Source organism: Streptomyces sp. NBC_01304 (genome assembly GCF_035975855.1).
Classification (GTDB): domain Bacteria; phylum Actinomycetota; class Actinomycetes; order Streptomycetales; family Streptomycetaceae; genus Streptomyces.
Map to the genome: position 1 here is coordinate 1,779,419 of NZ_CP109055.1, position 17,089 is coordinate 1,796,507.

The window sequence follows — 17,089 nt, forward strand, 5'->3', positions numbered from 1 at the left end:
CGAAGCAACGCCATGGCCGTCACCGCACCAACTCCCGCCACCACCCGTCCGTCGACGGCCGCGTCCCGGACCGGCGTCGTCGCGGTGACGGCCACGCTGGTCCTGCTCGTCGGGGCCCTCGCGATCATCGACATCACCCAGGGCACCGCCCACGCGGGCGCCGCCGAGGTGTTCAAGGCGCTCACCGGGCAGGCCGACTCGGCCGACACCTCGGTGCTCATCTCCTCCCGGCTGCCCAGGATGACCGCGGGGCTGCTCGTCGGCGCCGCCCTCGGCGTGGCCGGCGCCGCCCTGCAGGCGGTCAGCCGCAATGTGCTCGCCTCACCGGACACCCTCGCGGTGAACGCGGGCTCCTATCTGACGCTCGGCCTGGTCGCCACGGCCGGCATCTCACTGCCCCAACTCGCCTCGTCCGGCGTCGCGTTCATCGGCGCCCTGGCCGCGGCGGCCGTCGTGCTCGGCCTGTCCGGTCTCGGCGCGGGCACGGTACGTCTGGTGCTCGCCGGCACCGCGCTCACCCTCGGCCTCACCGCCATCACCGACGGGCTGCTCCTGCTGTTCCCGCTGGAGACGGACGGGCTCCGGCACTGGAACCAGGGCAGCATCGCGCAGTACGGCTTCGACGGGGTGCTGCAGATGGCGCCCCTCGTCGTCATCGGTCTCGTCGGGCTGCTCCTGGTCGCCCACCGGGTCGACGCCCTCGCCCTCGGCGACGACGCCGCCCGCGGGCTCGGCGTGCCGGTCAGGTCCACCCGGATCACCGTCGTCGTGCTCGGGGCGCTGCTCTCCGCGGCGGCCGTCACGCTCGCCGGTCCGATCGGCTTCGTCGGTCTGTGCGCCCCCGCCCTCGTACGTCCCCTCGGCCGCCGGATCCGCCCGTTCACCAAGGCCCGTGCGCGCTTGCCGCTGGCGGGCCTGGTGGGCGCGGGGCTCGTCCTCGGCTCGGACGTGCTGCTGCGCGCGCTGGTGCCCTCGGACACCGCGGTGGCCGTACCGACCGGCGTCGTCACGAGCCTCGTCGGCGCCGTGTTCCTGGTCGTCATGGCCGCACGGCTGAAGGACACCGCGGGCTCCGAGGCACCCGACCGGCTGCGCATCAGGAGCCGGACCGTCTTCCTGGCCACCACGGCCGTCCTGGTGGCGGTGCTCGTCGCCGTCGCCGTGGCCGGAGTGCTCCTCGGCGACAGCAAGCTGCTGCTCGGCGACGTGGTCAACTGGGCGCAGGGCAGGGCGACCCAGAGCATCTCCTTCGTCCTCGACACCCGGGTGCCGCGCGTCCTCGCCGCCCTCCTCGCGGGTGCGGCGCTCGCCCTGGCGGGCACGCTGGTGCAGGCAGTCTCCCGCAACCCCCTCGCGGAGCCCACGCTGCTCGGCATCTCCGGCGGGGCCGGGCTCGGCGCCGTGATCCTGGTGACGACGGTGCCCCTGGCCAGTTCGTGGGGCCTGGCCGGGGCGGCCTTCGCGGGCGCCGCCGTCGCCGCCGTGCTCGTCTTCGGGCTCTCCGCACGGGACGGCTTCCAGCAGAACCGGCTCGTCCTGGTCGGCATGGGCGTCGCCACCGCCACCACCGCCCTGATCAACCTGCTGATCGTGCTGACCGACCCGTTCAACGCGACGAAGGCGCTCACCTGGCTGTCCGGCTCCACCTACGGGCGGACCCTGCCCGACGTGGTGCCGATCGCCGCTGTTCTCGTCGTGGGCCTGGCCGTTGCCATCACCCGGCGCACACAGCTCGACCTGGTGTCGCTGGACGAGGACACCCCGCGGCTCCTCGGAATCGGCCTGTCCCGTGGGCGCCTGGGCTGGCTCGTGCTGAGCGTGCTGCTCACCGCGAGTGCCATCGCCGCCGCCGGGATGATCGCCTTCGTGGGTCTGGTGGCCCCGCACGCGGCCCGTGCCCTCGTGGGCCGACGGCACGTGCGGGTGCTGCCGGTCTCGGTCCTGCTCGGCGCGGTCCTCGTGTGCTCCGCGGATCTGCTCGGCCGCACGGTGATCGCTCCCGCGCAGATCGGCGCCGGTCTTGTGTCCGCGCTCATCGGGACGCCGTACTTCCTGTATTTGCTGGTACGAAGCCGCCGTTGAGCCGCTGTATTCGCTGGTACGCAGCCGCCGTTGAGCCGCTGACGACATCCCTGCCGCGAGACCGGTGATTTCACCGATGCCAGCGCGCCTTGCCCTGCAGGAAGGTGGCCGCTGCCGGAGACAGCCGGCACCCCCACAGGGAAAGGACGTCCCTCGTGCAGGACTTCAGCACCGAGTCGCAGGCCGCCCCAGCCACCTCCACTCTCCCCGCAGCCCCGACGCGCCGCCGGCCGCGCGGCCGTCTCGTTCGCGCCGGACTCGCCGGCCTCGCGGCGCTGGCCGCACTCGTTACCGCCCCCGCGCTCAGCGCGCAGGCCGCGGCCGACAACCCCTTTGAGCGCGGCCCGGATCCGACCGTCGCGAGCATCGAGGCGCCGCGCGGTTCGTACGCCGTGTCGCAGACCACCGTGTCGTCGCTCGGTGTCACGGGCTTCGGCGGCGGCACCATCTACTACCCGACCAGCACCGCCGACGGCACCTTCGGTGCCGTGGCCATCTCCCCCGGCTACACCGCCTACCAGTCCTCCATCGCCTGGCTGGGCCCGCGCCTCGCGTCGCAGGGCTTCGTCGTGTTCACCATCGACACCAACACCACGCTGGACCAGCCCGACTCCCGAGGGCGCCAACTCCTCGCGGCGCTCGACTACTTGACGCAGCGCAGCAGCGTACGCGGCCGCATCGACACCAGCCGGCTCGGCGTGATGGGGCACTCCATGGGCGGCGGCGGAACCCTGGAGGCCGCCAAGTCGCGGCCCGCCCTGCAGGCCGCGATACCGCTCACCGGCTGGAACCTCGACACCACCTGGCCGGAGCTGCGGACCCCGACCCTGGTCGTCGGGGCGGACGGCGACACGATAGCCCCGGTGGCCTCGCACTCGGAGCCGTTCTACCGGAGCCTGCCGACCTCTCTCGACCGTGCCTACCTGGAGCTGAACAACGCCACGCACTTCACGCCGAACTCGTCGAACACGACGATCGCGAAGTACAGCATCTCCTGGCTGAAGCGGTTCATCGACAACGACGTACGGTACGAGCAGTTCCTGTGCCCGCTGCCGCAGCCGAGCGCCACCATCGAGGAATACCGCGGCAACTGCCCTCACTCCGGCTGACGTTCACCCCCGTATGACATCGCGTTCCCGGCCGGCGGCCGCCCTTCAGGCGGCCGTCGGTCCCGCGTCCACACGCAGCCGGACCGGCGCCTTCCCCTGCGGCCTACGCGCCAGTAGCGTGCCGAACGTGACCGGGACACACGCGAGTTCGGCCCGATTGCAGCAGGGGGCGGCGGAGTCACCCTCGCCCGAAACCGCTGGGCGCATCCGGCGACGCCTCGCCCAGTGGGCGCCCGCCGGTGCGGGCGTGGCGGTCCGGGCCGTGGCCGCGCTCCCGTCCGGCGCGCGGGTGGTGCTGCTCCTGGCGGCCGCCGCGCAGGAGGCGGACCCCGCCGCCGAGGGCGCGCCGACCGGGCCGGTGCTGCGTGCCGCCCGGGCCTTGGGGGTGCCGGCTCAGGCGCTGGAGAGGGCCGAGAGCGCGGGGCTGGTGCACGGCAGCGCGGGAGGCATCCGCTTCGACGCCCGACTACCCCGTACCGCCGTCTACATGGGCGCGACGTACGCCTGCCGCCGCGAGGCGCACCAGCTGCTGGCCCGCGTACTCGAAGCGGAAGGGGAACGGCTCGACCGGCTGAGCCATCGGGCGCTGGCCTGCGACGGCCCCGACGCGGAGCTGTCCGCGGCGCTGGCCGACGCCGTCCGGGCCGAGGGCGCCCCGCTCACACCTGCGGCGCGGGCCCTGGCCCTGGAGCGGGCCGCGACCCTTGCCGCCGGTCCCGGCGGGCGTGCCGCACTGCTCGTCGAGGCGGCCGAACAGGCGCGGGCGGCGGGGCGACCTGAGCACGCCCAGGCGCTGCTCGCCCAGGTGCGGACGCTCGCCGCCGACCGGGTCACGCGCGGCCGCGCCTGCCGCGTACAGGGGCTGGTCGCCCTGGGGGACGGCCCGGTCGCCGATGCCCGGGAGTCGCTGCTCCTCGCGGCGCGGCTGCTGGCGCGGCAGCAGCCGGACGAGGCGTTCAAGGCACGCCTCGACGCGGGCGAGGCGGCGTGGGCGATGGGCGACGCGTCCGCGTACCGGGAAGCGGTGTGCCCGGACCACGCGAACTGCGCCGCGGACACGGGCGCCCGGCCCGGCGGTGCGGACCCCGACGCCTGCCCGGCCGGGCCGGAACCGGGCGAACTGGCCGACTACCGCAGCGGGATGTGCGCGGTGCTGCGCGGCGGCGCGCACGGATTCGACTCGGGGCGGGCGGCGTTGCGCCGGGTGGTGGCGGGCGCGAGTGGTGAGTTCCCGGGGGCGGGAGGCGCGTTCCCGGGAGCAGGAGGCGAGGGCGAAGCTTCGGAAAGTGGGCTCCGCACCAGAGGCGACCACGAGCCGGAAGGCGGCCCGCCCCGCCCCACGGCCGACGACGAACCGGAGAGTCTGCTCCGGGCAGGTGCGGCAGCCCTGGTGCTCGGTGACCTGCCGGCCGCCTGCCGGGTCACCGGCCGTGCCCTCGCCCTGGCCCGCGCCCTGGGCCTGGACCTGCTGCTGCCCCGGGCCCTGGAGCTGCTCGCCTACGCGGAGTTGCGGGCGGGGCGGCACTCCCGGGCCCGTGCGCACGGGCAGGACGGCGTGGCCGCCGCCGAACGCACCGGGCAGCGCAACGTCCTGGCGCACCAGCACGCCGTGCTCGCCCTGGTCGCCTCCCTCGACGCCGATGCCGCCACCGTCCGCGCCCATGCCGAGATCGCCGAGGCCATCGCGGGCCGGCACGGCCTCGCCCAGGCCGCCACACTCAGCCAATGGGCGCTGGCCCGGGCGGAGTTGGCGCGCGGACGGGTGGCCGAGGCGGCGGCCAGGCTCGCCCCTCAGGTCTGCTCCGGTCCGCGCCAGGGGCACTTCGGGGTACGGATGCTGGCCGTGCCCTGCTTCGTGGAGGCGGCCACGCTCACCGGGTCGCCGGGGGCCGCGCTGCATCCCGTCGAGGAGTTCGCCCGGTGGACCGCGTTCGGCGCCGACCCACAGGCGCCCGCCCAACTTGCCCGCTGCCGCGCCCTGTTGGCCGCCGCGGGAGAGGGCCCGCCCGCGCGCACCGAGGCCTGGTACGAACAGGCGCTGGCCGCACACCGCTCGGCGGGCGGCGACTTCGAGCGTGCCCGCACGCTGCTCCTGTACGGCAAGTGGCTGCGCCGCGACCGCAGACCGGCGCGGGCCCGGCCTCCGCTGCGCGACGCGCTGGTCGCCTTCGAACGGTGCGGCGCCCCCGTCTGGGCGGCCCAGGCGGCGGCCGAGCTGCGCGCGACCGGCGCCGCACCCGCCCAGGAGCCGCCCGGCGCCCTGGCCGGCCTGACCCCGCAACAGCTGCGCATCGCGCTGTACGTGGCCGAGGGGTCCACCAACCGAGAGGTGGCCCGGCGGCTGTCGGTGAGCGTGCGCACGGTCGACCACCACCTGCGCAATGTCTTCGCGACCCTGGGCGTGCGCTCCCGCGTGGAACTGTCGCGCCTGGTGGAGCGGGCCGAACGCTCGGTGTGACGGCCGGTGTGACGGGCCCCACCCGCCCGGGAACAGAGACGGGTCCCCACCCACCCGGGAACAAATTGGTCAGGTTAGCCTTACCTGATTCTTAAGGGCGGGTCAGGCGGAAAGCGGGAACGGAATGCACGACGACGCACGGCAGGGCGGGCGGGAGGTCCTGCGGGGCGTGGTCGCGGGTGAGCGGCGGCGCGTCGCCGCGGCCTGTGTGCTGGGCGCCGCGCACCAGACCGGTGAGGCGCTCATCCCCGTCCTCATCGGATTCATCGTCGACCGCGCGGTCGTCCACCCGGACCCCGCCTCGTTCGTGCGCTGGGCCCTGCTGCTTGCCGTCGTGTACGTCTTCCTCTCCGGCGGATTCCAACTCGGCGCCCGCGCGGGCGAGTTCGCCACGGAGCACGCCGCGCACACCTTGCGGATGCGGCTGGTGCGCCGGGTGCTCGACCCGTACGGCGGCGCGTCGCGCGGACGGCCGGCGGGCGCCCTGGTCAGCGTCGCCACGGAGGACGCCATGCGGGCGGGCTCCCTCACGCGGGCGCTGCCGATGGGGTTCTCCGCCGTCGTCGGTCTCGCGGCCGGCGCGGTGCTCCTCCTGCGCGCCTCGGTGCCGCTCGGCCTGCTGATCCTGCTCGGTACGCCGGTGCTGATGGGCCTCGGTCAGTTGCTGGCCCGCCCGCTCGAGCACCGCAGCCACGCCGAGCGGGAGCACGCCGCGCATGCCTCCGGGGTTGCCGCCGACCTGGTCGCCGGGGTCCGGGTGCTGCAGGGTCTGGGCGCCCAGCGCGCGGCCTCCGACCGCTACCGGCTCACCAGCCGCGCCTCCCTCGCCGCGACGGTGCGGGCCGCGCGGGCCGAGGCGTTGCAGACCGGGCTGATGCAGACGCTGACCGGGTTGTTCATCGCCCTGGTCGCGCTGGTCGGCGGACGCCTTGTGCTGTCCGGCGGCATCGGCCTCGGCGAACTGGTGGCGGCGGTGGGCCTCGCCCTCTTCCTGCCCGGTCCGCTGCAGGTGGTGGCCTGGGTGGCGGCCGACGTGGCCCGATCCCGGGCCTCGGCGGGGCGTATCGCGGAGGTGCTGTCCGCACCGGGGGACATCGCGGCGAAGGCTACGGCTACGGCTACGGCTACGGCTACGGCCGAGCATCCCGCAGAGCCCGCGGCCGGGAACGCCGAGCCCGCCTCAGCCCCGGACCGGGACCCGGCGCTCACCGCCCCCGGCGACACCCCCCGCGGCGCCCTGCGCCTGTCCGGGCTCACCCACGAAGGCCTGTCCGGCCTCGAACTGAGCGTCGCCCCGGGCGAGTTCATCGGCGTCGTCGTCACGGAACCGGCCCACGCGGACACCCTCGTACGCTGCCTCGCCCGGCAGGTGGACCCGGCCGAGGGCCGCCTCGAACTCGACGGCGTACCGTTCACGGAATTGCCTCCGCGGACCCTGCGCTCCCGGGTCCTGGTGGCCGAGCACGGCGCCGAGCTGTTCGCGGGCTCGATCCGGGACAACATCGCCGCGGTGACCGGCGGCGCGCACGAGGCCGCGACGGCCGCCGCGGGCGCCGACGAAGTGGCCGCCTCGGTGCCGGGCGGACTCGACGCACCGGTCGGCGAGCGCGGCCGGGCCCTGTCCGGCGGCCAGCGCCAACGCGTCGCGCTGGCCCGCGCGCTGGCCGCCGACCGCGACGTCCTGGTCGTGCACGACCCGACGACCGCGATCGACGCCGCGACCGAGTCCCGGATCGCCACCGGCATCCGGGAGATCCGGCGCGGCCGCACCACCGTCCTCGTCACCAGCAGCCCGGCGCTGCTCGCCGTCGCCGACCGGGTGGCACTCATCGACGACGGCCGGCTCACCGACGAGGCGTCGCACGAGGAACTGGTGCGGCGCAGCTCCCTGTACCGGACGGCGGTCCTCTCATGAGCGTGCCGCCCGGCGTTCAGGACACCGAAGACGACCGCGCCGCCGGGCCCGCGACGCGGCAGGACCCGGCCGGTCCGCCGATGGATCTGCTGCCGGTCGCCACCGGCCGCCGCACCCGTGCGGCCGCGCTCGAACTCCTGCGCCCCGACCGGCTGATGGCCGTGCGGGCGGGCCTCGTGCTGGTCGCCGCGACCGCCGTCGGGCTGCTGATGCAGCCGCTTCTCGGCCGGATCGTGGACCTCGTGGCCGAGGGTCTCAACGACGCGGGCAGCGTGGCGCCTAGCGCCCTCACCCTGCCCGTCGTGCTGCTCGCCGTCGTGGCCCTGACCCAGGGAGCCGCGACCGCCTGGGGCATGGGCCTGGTCGCCAAGCTGGGCGAGTCCGTGCTCGCCCGGCTGCGCGAGCGGTTCGTGGAGCGCGCCCTGACGCTGCCCGCCGACCGCCTCGAACGCGCCGGCGCGGGCGACCTCACCTCGCGCGTCACCGCGGATGTGGCCCGGGTCTCGGAGGCGGTGCGCTCCGCGCTGCCCGAACTGGCCCGCTCCGGCCTGACGATCGTGCTGACCCTGATCGCCCTGGCCGTCCTCGACTGGCGCTTCCTCCTCGCCGCGCTGCTCGCGGCGCCCGTACAGGCGTGGACCGCCCGCTGGTACGTACGCAAGGCCGTGCCGCTGTACGCCCGCCAGCGCATCGCGACCGGGGCGCAGCAGCAACAGCTCCTGGAGTCGATCGGCGGGGCCGGCACCGTACGCGCCCACCTCCTCGAGGACGAGCACACCGAGCGGGTCGCCGGCCGCTCCCGCGAGGCGGTCGGCCTCAACCTGCGCGGCATCCGCCTGATCCTCGGGTTCTACGGGCGGCTGCACATAGCCGAGTACACCGGTCTGGTCGCGGTGCTCTTCGCGGGCCTGGTCCTGGTCCGCGAGGACGCCGTGTCGGTGGGCACGGCGACCGCCGCCGCGCTCTACTTCCACAATCTCTTCGGGCCGGTCAACGCGGCCCTGGCCCTGCTCGACGACGCCCAGTCGGCGACCGCGGGACTCGCCCGCCTGGTCGGCGTGACGGATCTGCCGGAGACCGCCGACGTGCCGGCCGCACGACGGGCGCGTACGGCGGAGATCGTCGCCGTACGCGGCGTCGGCCACTCCTACGACGCGAAGACAGCCGTCCTGCACGACGTCGACCTCGCCCTGCACGAGGGCGAGCATGTCGCGCTCGTCGGAACGAGCGGCGCCGGCAAGAGCACCCTCGCCCGGATCCTGGCCGGGGTGCAGCCGCCCACGAGCGGCGAGGTCAGCATGCCGGGCCGCACCGACGGACGGCCCGCCGCGGTCCTCGTGTCGCAGGAACTGCACGTCTTCTCCGGCACGCTCGCCGAGGACCTGCGCCTGGCCCGGCCCGGCGCGAGCGACGACGAACTACGGGCCGCGCTCGCCACGGTGGACGCGCTGTCCTGGGCCGAGGCGTTGCCGCAGGGCCTCGCGACCGAGGTCGGCGAGGGGGCGCACAGCCTGGACGCGGCCAAGGCCCAGCAACTGGCCCTGGCCAGGCTGGTGTTGGCCGACCCACTCCTCGCCGTCCTGGACGAGGCGACGGCGGAGGCGGGCAGCGCGGGAGCCCGCGTCCTGGAGCGCTCCGCGGCGGCGGCGCTCGACGGGCGCACCGCCCTGATCGTCGCCCACCGCCTGACCCAGGCGGCCTCGGCCGACCGGGTCGTCGTCCTCGCACACGGCCGGGTCGTCGAGAGCGGCCCGCACGCGCAGCTCAAGGACGCGGGCGGTCCGTACGCGGCGCTGTGGGCGGCCTGGTCGGGCAAGCGGGCCTGAACGCCCGGCGGCAGGACATCCCGCCCGGTCCGGGGTTCGACGAGCAAGTCGTCCGCGTCGTCCGAACCGTCCGCGGGGCGGGGCCTTCTCGATGCGGGCGAACAGCGCCCGGCGCACCGACCTGATCGCGCCCGCCCGGCGTCACGGCTCCCGACGGCTGGTGTGCCGGGCCCAGGCAGGCAGGACGAACCAGCACAGGACGAACCACAGCACCACGGCGCCGACCAGCCACAGCGCGACCGTGTTGTGCAGGGCCACCCGCAGGATCAGCAGCAGCGCCGAGGTCATGGTGCACAGCAGCAGCACCAGGCCGACGACCGTCAGACGGGAGGCCAGGGCGACGGCCCGTGGTTTGATGCGCCGACCCGTGACCAGCCGGTGCAGCGACACCGGGCCGATCAGCGCTCCGGTGGTCGCCGCACCGAGCACGACGGTGGCGACGTAGATGTCCTGGTCGGTCTCCGACAGCTGCCCGAAACGCGGTTGGAAGACGAGGGTCAGCAGGAAGCCGAAGAGAATCTGCACGCCTGTCTGCGCCACGCGCAGCTCCTGGAGCAGCTCGGTCCACTGCCGGTCGGCCTGCTCGTCGCCGGTCTCGTCACGCCCCCGCGCGCGTGCCTCGGCACTACCGGAGTTCGTCGCCTGCTCGTCGTCCGACATGAGTGCCGCCTCTCGACGTGTCGGGTCACGGGTTCGGTCAGTAGCCGGATGTCCACCCCGGCCGGAGTGAAACTTACCTTTAGCGCCTTAAGTACCTTTGTGTATCCACATGCCAGTTGGCAGGCTTCTCACCCGCGGGGTCGTCCGGCAACTAGGAACGCCAACCGCCATGGCCCGCCCACCCCAGGGGGGTGTGATCTTTAGGAGAGTCACCCTTCCGGGCAGCGTCGCATCCGGGCTGCCGCCCTCCAAGGTGGGCAGTTGCGGGGGATGGCGTCCCACCAGCCGAGCCAAGCGGTCTTGCAGACCCCACCCTCGACGACTCTCGACGACTCACGCCCGGCCACCAAACGTCTCTCGCCCCCAGGACGGACGGAACCCCTCTTCCTGCATCTATGTGGCGTTTTAAGAGGGCCATTTCGGACCTTCACGGGAGCTTCGCGTTATCCGAACGGGAGCGGCACGCCATCTCGTACAACCCCCTGCCCGGGTTTCGAGCAGGGCGGCTGGTCTCGGTTGATCCTCCAGGCAACCGTGGCGATGACCTCACAGGAAGTCAGTTCCCCTACGGCTATTGGCCCTTACCTCGTGCCTACAGTCCTGCGGTGATCACGCCGAGCGGCGTGACCTGAAAGGACTGACGAGTTGTCCACGCACATACCGGGTCGCAGGCCTCGGTCGAAATACAGACGCGCTCAAGTGGCCGCGGCTGCCGCCTTGTTGCTGACGGCCGAAGCGGTGCTGATGTCGGGTCAGGCCGGCGCCTCAACGCCGGGCGAGCCGATCGCCGCCCCTGCCGGAGCACAGAAGTCGACAGCTGCCGAGACCGACGAAGCCGGTCGGGCCTGGGCCCAGAAACACAGCAAGGGCGGCATCCCCTGGGCGTTGGCCGAGGCGAAGAAGACCGGGAAGAAGACCCTCGTCCCGAACGAGACCACCCCGACGTCCCTGACCTACGCCAACCCGGACGGCTCCCTCACCTCCGAGGTGACCGCCGGGCCGGAGCGGATCGAGAAGGACGGCAAGTGGGTTGACGTCGATGCCACCTTCCACAAGGCGGCGGATGGCACCGTCCGGGCGAAGGCGCACCCCACCGGCCTGAAGCTGGCCGAAGGGAGCGGTACCCCGGCGAAGTCCATCAGGGCCACCGAGGACGCCGCCCCGCGGGACCTGGTCACCCTCGGCGGCCAGGACGGCGAGCAGGTAACCCTCAAGTGGAAGGGCGGACTGCCCGAGCCGCAGCTCGAGGGCACCACCGCCACGTACAAGAACGCCGTCCCTGGCGCGGATGTGATTGTCGAGGCCACCCGCACCGGCTTCGAGCAGTACACCAAGCTGAACCAGCGGCCCGGCGGCGCGTACGGCTACACCCTGCCGCTCGAGGCCGAGGGGCTCAAGGCCGGCGCGAATGCCGATGGTTCGGTCACCTTCACCGACGCCAAGACCGGCGCGAAGAAGGCCACCATGCCCGCTCCGATGATGTGGGACGCCTCCGTCGACAAGGTCTCCGGCAAGCACGAGAACCGCCACCGGGTCGACATGCAGGTCGTCGACCACGGCCAGGGCAGCATCGATCTCGTCGTCTCCCCGGACGCGAAGTGGCTGGCCGATCCCGCGACGCAGTACCCGGTGACGATCGACCCGTCGACCTCGGCGCTGGGCAACACCTTCGACACCTACGTGCAGCGCGGCGAGACCACCGACCTCGGCTCTCAGACCGAGCTGGACTGGGGCAACCCCGGCACCAAGAACTCCGACGGCACCACCCGCGTCGCCCGGTCGCTGATGACGTGGAACACCGAGCCGTTCGCGGATGCGCTGATCTCCTCGGCGAAGGTGGAGTTCTACAACACCCACTCCGGCAACACCGACTGCAAGGCACACGGCTGGGACGTGTGGAACACCACCGCCGGCTCCTCCGCCTCGCGCTGGACCGCGCAGCCCGACTGGCTGCAGAAGTTCGCCACCTCCACCGAGACCAAGGGCAACGCCGCGGGCTGTTCCGACACCGCGGACGGCTGGGTCAAGGCGGATGTGAAGGACCTGGTGCAGGCGTGGGCGAGCGCGAAGCAGACCCGCAGCCACATGGGCATCCGGGCCTCGGAGGACGATGCCAAGGCGTGGAAGATCGTCAACTCCCGTAATGCGACGGCCAATCAGCCGACGTTGACGGTGAACTACAACTACCGGCCCGGGGACGGCACCGCCCAGCAGGCCGGGCCGCCGTTCCAGTCGCACAACGGCGTGTGGGGGGTCAACACCCTCACTCCCACGCTTCGGGACAAGTTCGCCGACGCCGACGGTGACACGGTCAACGGCACTTTCCAGGTCTATGACGCGGCCACGAACAAGCCCATCACCACGCCGGCCGGCGACGGGGTCATCGTCTCCGACTTCGTCAAGCCCGGCGAGTGGGCGAGCGTGCAGGTGCCGGCGGGGCAGCTCGTGGACGGCAAGACGTACAAGTTCCGCACCAATGCCTACGACGGCACCCACTACAACCTGAACTTCTCCCCGTGGCGGGAGTTCGTCGTCGAGACCGCCGCCGCGGGCAAGCCCACCAACCTGCAGCCCGGCGACTCCTACACGATCTCCGACCCGAAGATCGTCAAGGATCCCAAGAAGGTCCAGGAAGTCCAGGACGTCTTCAAGCGGGACGGCAACCTCGAAGCCCTCGGCATCAAGCCCAGCCGCGGGCCTTCCGCCCCCAAGACCAAGGATGCCAAGAGCACCCGCGCGGTATGGGAGCGGACCTACACCACCCCCAGCGGAAAGTTCGCCGGCGGCAAGAAGCCCGCCGACCAGTACGAGTACATCCAGGACCCCGCCGAGTGCTCCGCGGCCGATGACGCCGACAACGCGTCAGGCTGGATCAAGAACCGGTTCTCCTACTGCCAGGAAACACTCGTCCTGATGCCCGCCATCAAGTGCGGCCTGTGGCCCCCGGGCTGCTACCTGCAGGGTGAATTCGTCGCCACGCAAACCCTCATCGGCCAGGGCAAGATCGGCGGGAGGGACACCAGCGAATTCACCCGCTACGCCGACTTCGACCTGAACCTCGACGTCCACTGGATCGGCGGCGACTTCGCCAAGGCCGGCGCGAAGATCGAAGCGAATCTCCCCTGCGAAGGCACCTGGAACACCGGCAACCCCACCGCGAAGCCGGAAGAAGCCTGCTACACCGGGCTCTTCGACGGGCGCAAGGACTCGCCCGCCGCATGGAAGCTCAACGGCGACACCAAGTTCGACCTGTGGTCCTCCACCCCCAAGCTTCCCGACGTCGCCCTCGGTGAGCAGGTGGCGGTCGGCAAGTTCACCCCGGAGCTGGACTTCACCCTGCCCGGCTACGGCCAGTTCATCCCCTCCGAAGGTGAAGAGGGCGAGGTGCGCTTCGACAGCGCCGCCTACAACACGTGGGCCAAGGTCGGTTCCGTCTTCCCCGACGCGACTCCTTCCTTGCGCTACGACAAGAGCGACACGAGCCACGCCGCCCCGCCGGTGGCGTACACCGGAGTCGAGGCGGTAGCCCGCCACATCGACGAGGTTCGAAACAACCCGGACGCCAGCTACCCGAAGAAGACCGGGAAGAACCTGCCCGGCGCAAGCCCGCTGCACCCACTGCACCGCATCACCGGCTCCGCCGGAGCGACCTCCAAGGATCGCTACGACAAGAACGAGACGGTCCGCACGCGGGACTGCAACGAGAACACCCCCGGCGCCCCGGCCGCGGGCAAGGACTGCGACGAATACCCGTTCAAATCGTCTGCCGAAGGCGCTGCCCGCTACCTATACGAAGGCGACCAGTACAAGGACGACTTCTCCGTCCGCTACATCGACCCGAAGGAAAACCAGGAGGCAGGCAATCGCCTTAATGCCTGGTACCAGAGTGACCGGATCCTCGACTGGGAATCCTTCACCATCACCATCGGTGACTGACATTCCGGCAGCAATATTCCGGTGATCCAAAAGCAGGGCCGTCCCCGTTCCGGGGGCGGCCCTGCGATCTCTTCCGTCACGACGGTTAGGCGCTGGCGGTCCGCCAAATCTGTATCAGGCAGTACTGGTGCTGTTCGCCCATGGCGGCTTCATGGCCGCCGGGATTGTCGAGCGGGTCGCCGAAGCAGCCCTCCAGAGGAGAGGTGAAGGTGCGGCCGATGTCCGGGTTGAACACCCACTGCCACCGCATCCGGTACGTGCCCGGCGACGGCAACACCAGCGGGATTTCCCACGGCCCTGCGGTCGGGGCTTGCAGGCGGAGCTCGCCTTCGGGAAGATCCGCCTCGACTTCTTCCTGCCCCGCCCACGGGCCGGGCGGCGGAGCCGGTGCAGTGGTCCACGACTCCAGACGTATCGCTACCGTGCCCACCTCCGGCGGCGTCTGGAGATACACCAGGCCCGGCCCCGGAAGCAGCCACTTCGATCTGTCCGCATCATCATCGACCGTCTCCGCCCCCATCGTCGTGTCGTGCAGCCCGAGCAGCCGGTAGCTTGCCGACGCCGTCGTCTCGTAGGAATCCAGCAATCTACCCATCAAACACCTCGCAAATAGGGCGAAACGCTGCCCATTGGCGGCGCGCCCACCGACTGTAAACGAATGAAAAGAAGGCGCGCGTACTGCTGGGTGTGCTGATTTGCGCTCCGGCATGCAGAGAAAGGCATCGACGACCTTGTGGTCGAAAGAGTTCATCCTTCGCTCGGGCACACGCCCAGGTCAGCGAACCCGACCCCGCGGTTTCAGCGGTACCGACGGGAGTTCCGGGGCCGGCAGCGGGTCACCGTCGTAGCCCTTCACCTCACCGAAGCGAGTGCCGGTCATCCAGTCCGAACGAGCCTGTGCGATCTCCTCGCCGGTGCGCCCGATGAAGTTCCACCACATGACGATCTCCTCCTCGAACGGCTCACCGCCCAGGAGCATCAGCCCCGCCTCCGACTCGGCGCGCAGCGGGAGTTCGGTGCGGCCGCAGCCGAGGTACAGCATCGAGCCGGGCAGTACCTGTACGCCGTCCACGTGGACCTCGCCCGACATGGACAGCACCGCGTACTCGAAGTCCGGCTCCAGCGGTACGCGGACGTCGGCGCCCCGGGTCAGGGCCAGGTCGGCGCCGACGAGCGGGGAGTAGGTCGCGCCGGGCGAGGTGGTGCCGTCGAGGGTGCCGAGGACGACCGTGCCGGTCAGGCCGGGCGCGAGGACCTGCGGGAGTTCGGTGTGGTGCTCGAAGTGGGCGTCGATGTGCCGGTGTTCGTTCGGCAGCGCGGTCCACAGCTGGGCGCCGTGCAGGAAGCGGGAGTGCGAGGCGGGGGTCTGTTCGGCGTGGCTGATGGCGTTGCCGGTGGTCTGCAGGCCCAGTTCGCGGGGGCGGATCGTGGCGACGCTGCCGGTGGAGTCGCGGTGCAGGACCTCGCCGTCGTGCAGCCAGCTCACCGTCTGCAGGCCCATGTGCGGGTGCGGCGGCACCTGCATGCCGGGCTCGTCGGCGATGTCGTCGGGGCCGTAGTGGTCGACGAAGCACCAGGCGCCGACCATGCGGCGGCCCAAGTTGGGCAGCAGGCGGCGCACTTCGGTGGACTCGCCGAGCTTCACGCGACGCGGGGTGAGGAGTTCACGTACCGGTTCGGCCACTACGAAGCCCCGTCCGCCGCACACGGAGAGGGCTGCCTCGCGATCAAGATTGCTCATGGCCCACAACCTAGCCGAGGCGTGGGCCGGGGCAACCGTCACGGCGCTCGGACGCGGACGGTCCCGCCGTCAGGCGTAGTTCGGCGGGGCGAGCGGCGCGCGGCCGTCCCGGCGCGGCTCCCCGTGGCCCGGCTGCACCCCGCCGTCCTCCCTGATCACCGGGTCACCGTGCGCCTTTCCCTCGGTTAGCCTGAGGCCACGATGAACGACCGTCTGATTTCGGCCCGGGGCGAGCTGGAGCTCACCCGCTTCCCCGAGGACCCCCGCGACCGGCTCCGCGCCTGGGACGCCTCCGACTCCTATCTGCTGCGCCACCTCGACGGGTCCGGCACGGACCTCTCGGGCTCCCTGGTGATCCTCGGCGACCGCTGGGGCGCGCTCACCACGGCCCTCGCCGAGCACTCCACCGCGCAGATCTCCGACTCGTTCCTGGGGCAGCAGGCCACGCGCGCGAATCTGGCCCGGCACGGGGCCACCGGCGAGGGCGTACGTCTCCTCAGTACGCAGGACACTCCCCCGGAGCGCATCGACGTTCTCCTGGTCCGCGTGCCGAAGAGCCTCGCCCTCCTCGAGGACCAGCTGCACCGGCTGCGGCCCGCCGTCCACGCGGGCACGGTCGTCGTCGGCACCGGCATGGTCAAGGAGATCCACACCTCGACGCTGAAGCTCTTCGAGCGGATCCTCGGCCCGACCCGCACCTCCCTGGCAGAGCAGAAGGCGCGGCTGATCTTCTGCACACCGGACCCGGGCCTCGCGCCCGGACCGAACCCGTGGCCGTACACGTACGCGCTCCCCGAGGACATCGGCGTGGTCTCGGGCCGCACCGTCGTCAACCACGCCGGGGTGTTCTGCGCCGAGCGCCTCGACATCGGCACCCGCTTCCTGCTGCAGCACCTGCCCAAGCGGCACGGCCCCGAGCGGGTCGTCGACCTCGGCTGCGGCAACGGCGTCGTGGGTACGGCCGCCGCGCTCGGCAATCCCGAGGCCGAGGTGCTGTTCCTGGACGAGTCCCACCAGGCGGTGGCCTCCGCCGAGGCGACGTACCGCACAAACGTGACGACCGGGACCGGCGGGAAGGCGGAGTTCCGTCCGGGCGACGGACTCGCGGACGTGCCCCCGGACTCCGTCGACCTGATCCTCAACAACCCGCCGTTCCACTCCCACCAGGCCACCACCGATGCCACCGCGCGCCGCATGTTCACGGGAGCGCGCCGGGCGCTGCGGCCCGGTGGTGAGCTGTGGGTCGTCGGGAACCGGCACCTCGGGTATCACGTGCAGCTGAAGCGGATCTTCGGCAACTGTGAACTCGTCGTCGGCAACCCGAAGTTCGTGATCCTCAAGGCCGTCAAGCGCGGCTGAACC

10 protein-coding genes are annotated in these 17,089 nt (G+C 72.2%); 7 read left to right on the forward strand and 3 right to left on the reverse strand.

Features of this window, described 5'->3' with window-relative positions:
• Nucleotides 1–12: 12 nt before the first annotated feature.
• From OG430_RS07830 to OG430_RS07850, 5 genes are all read left to right on the forward strand, one after another.
• The gene (locus OG430_RS07830; RefSeq protein WP_327351697.1) at nt 13–2,082 is read left to right on the forward strand and encodes an iron ABC transporter permease; all 2,070 of its coding nucleotides are present in this window, start codon (nt 13–15) and stop codon (nt 2,080–2,082) included.
• Nucleotides 2,083–2,237: 155 nt separating this feature from the next.
• On the forward strand, nt 2,238–3,191 hold the full coding sequence (gene bdeA / locus OG430_RS07835) for a bis(hydroxyethyl) terephthalate hydrolase (RefSeq protein WP_442816444.1): 954 nt from the start codon (nt 2,238–2,240) through the stop codon (nt 3,189–3,191).
• A gap of 127 nt (nt 3,192–3,318) precedes the next feature.
• Nucleotides 3,319–5,649 (forward strand): helix-turn-helix transcriptional regulator, encoded by a 2,331-nt coding sequence (locus OG430_RS07840; RefSeq protein WP_327351698.1) that lies wholly within the window; start codon nt 3,319–3,321, stop codon nt 5,647–5,649.
• A 124-nt stretch (nt 5,650–5,773) separates the two neighbouring features.
• Entirely contained in the window at nt 5,774–7,564 is a 1,791-nt protein-coding gene (locus OG430_RS07845; protein ID WP_327351699.1) for an ABC transporter ATP-binding protein, read from the forward strand.
• Entirely contained in the window at nt 7,561–9,390 is a 1,830-nt protein-coding gene (locus OG430_RS07850) for an ABC transporter ATP-binding protein (protein WP_442816445.1), read from the forward strand. Before OG430_RS07845 ends, OG430_RS07850 begins: the two co-directional genes overlap by 4 nt.
• Before the next feature lie 141 nt (nt 9,391–9,531).
• Here the strand turns inward: OG430_RS07850 and OG430_RS07855 are convergent, their stop codons facing one another.
• Complete coding sequence (locus OG430_RS07855) at nt 9,532–10,050, reverse strand: DUF6328 family protein (protein ID WP_327351700.1); 519 nt, start codon at nt 10,048–10,050, stop codon at nt 9,532–9,534.
• Nucleotides 10,051–10,749: 699 nt separating this feature from the next.
• Between OG430_RS07855 and OG430_RS07860 the strand changes: the two genes are divergently transcribed.
• Entirely contained in the window at nt 10,750–13,986 is a 3,237-nt protein-coding gene (locus tag OG430_RS07860) for a DNRLRE domain-containing protein (protein WP_327351701.1), read from the forward strand.
• A gap of 85 nt (nt 13,987–14,071) precedes the next feature.
• Here the strand turns inward: OG430_RS07860 and OG430_RS07865 are convergent, their stop codons facing one another.
• Both OG430_RS07865 and OG430_RS07870 read right to left on the reverse strand, forming a co-directional pair.
• Nucleotides 14,072–14,737 (reverse strand): hypothetical protein, encoded by a 666-nt coding sequence (locus OG430_RS07865; protein ID WP_327351702.1) that lies wholly within the window; start codon nt 14,735–14,737, stop codon nt 14,072–14,074.
• A gap of 24 nt (nt 14,738–14,761) precedes the next feature.
• Nucleotides 14,762–15,727: a pirin family protein gene (locus tag OG430_RS07870; RefSeq protein ID WP_327351703.1), complete on the reverse strand. Its 966-nt coding sequence runs from the start codon at nt 15,725–15,727 to the stop codon at nt 14,762–14,764.
• 201 nt (nt 15,728–15,928) lie between these two features.
• On the opposite strand from OG430_RS07870, the gene OG430_RS07875 reads away from it, so the two are divergent.
• Nucleotides 15,929–17,086, forward strand: a complete 1,158-nt coding sequence (locus OG430_RS07875) for a methyltransferase (protein WP_327351704.1) — start codon at nt 15,929–15,931, stop codon at nt 17,084–17,086.
• Nucleotides 17,087–17,089 lie beyond the last annotated feature (3 nt).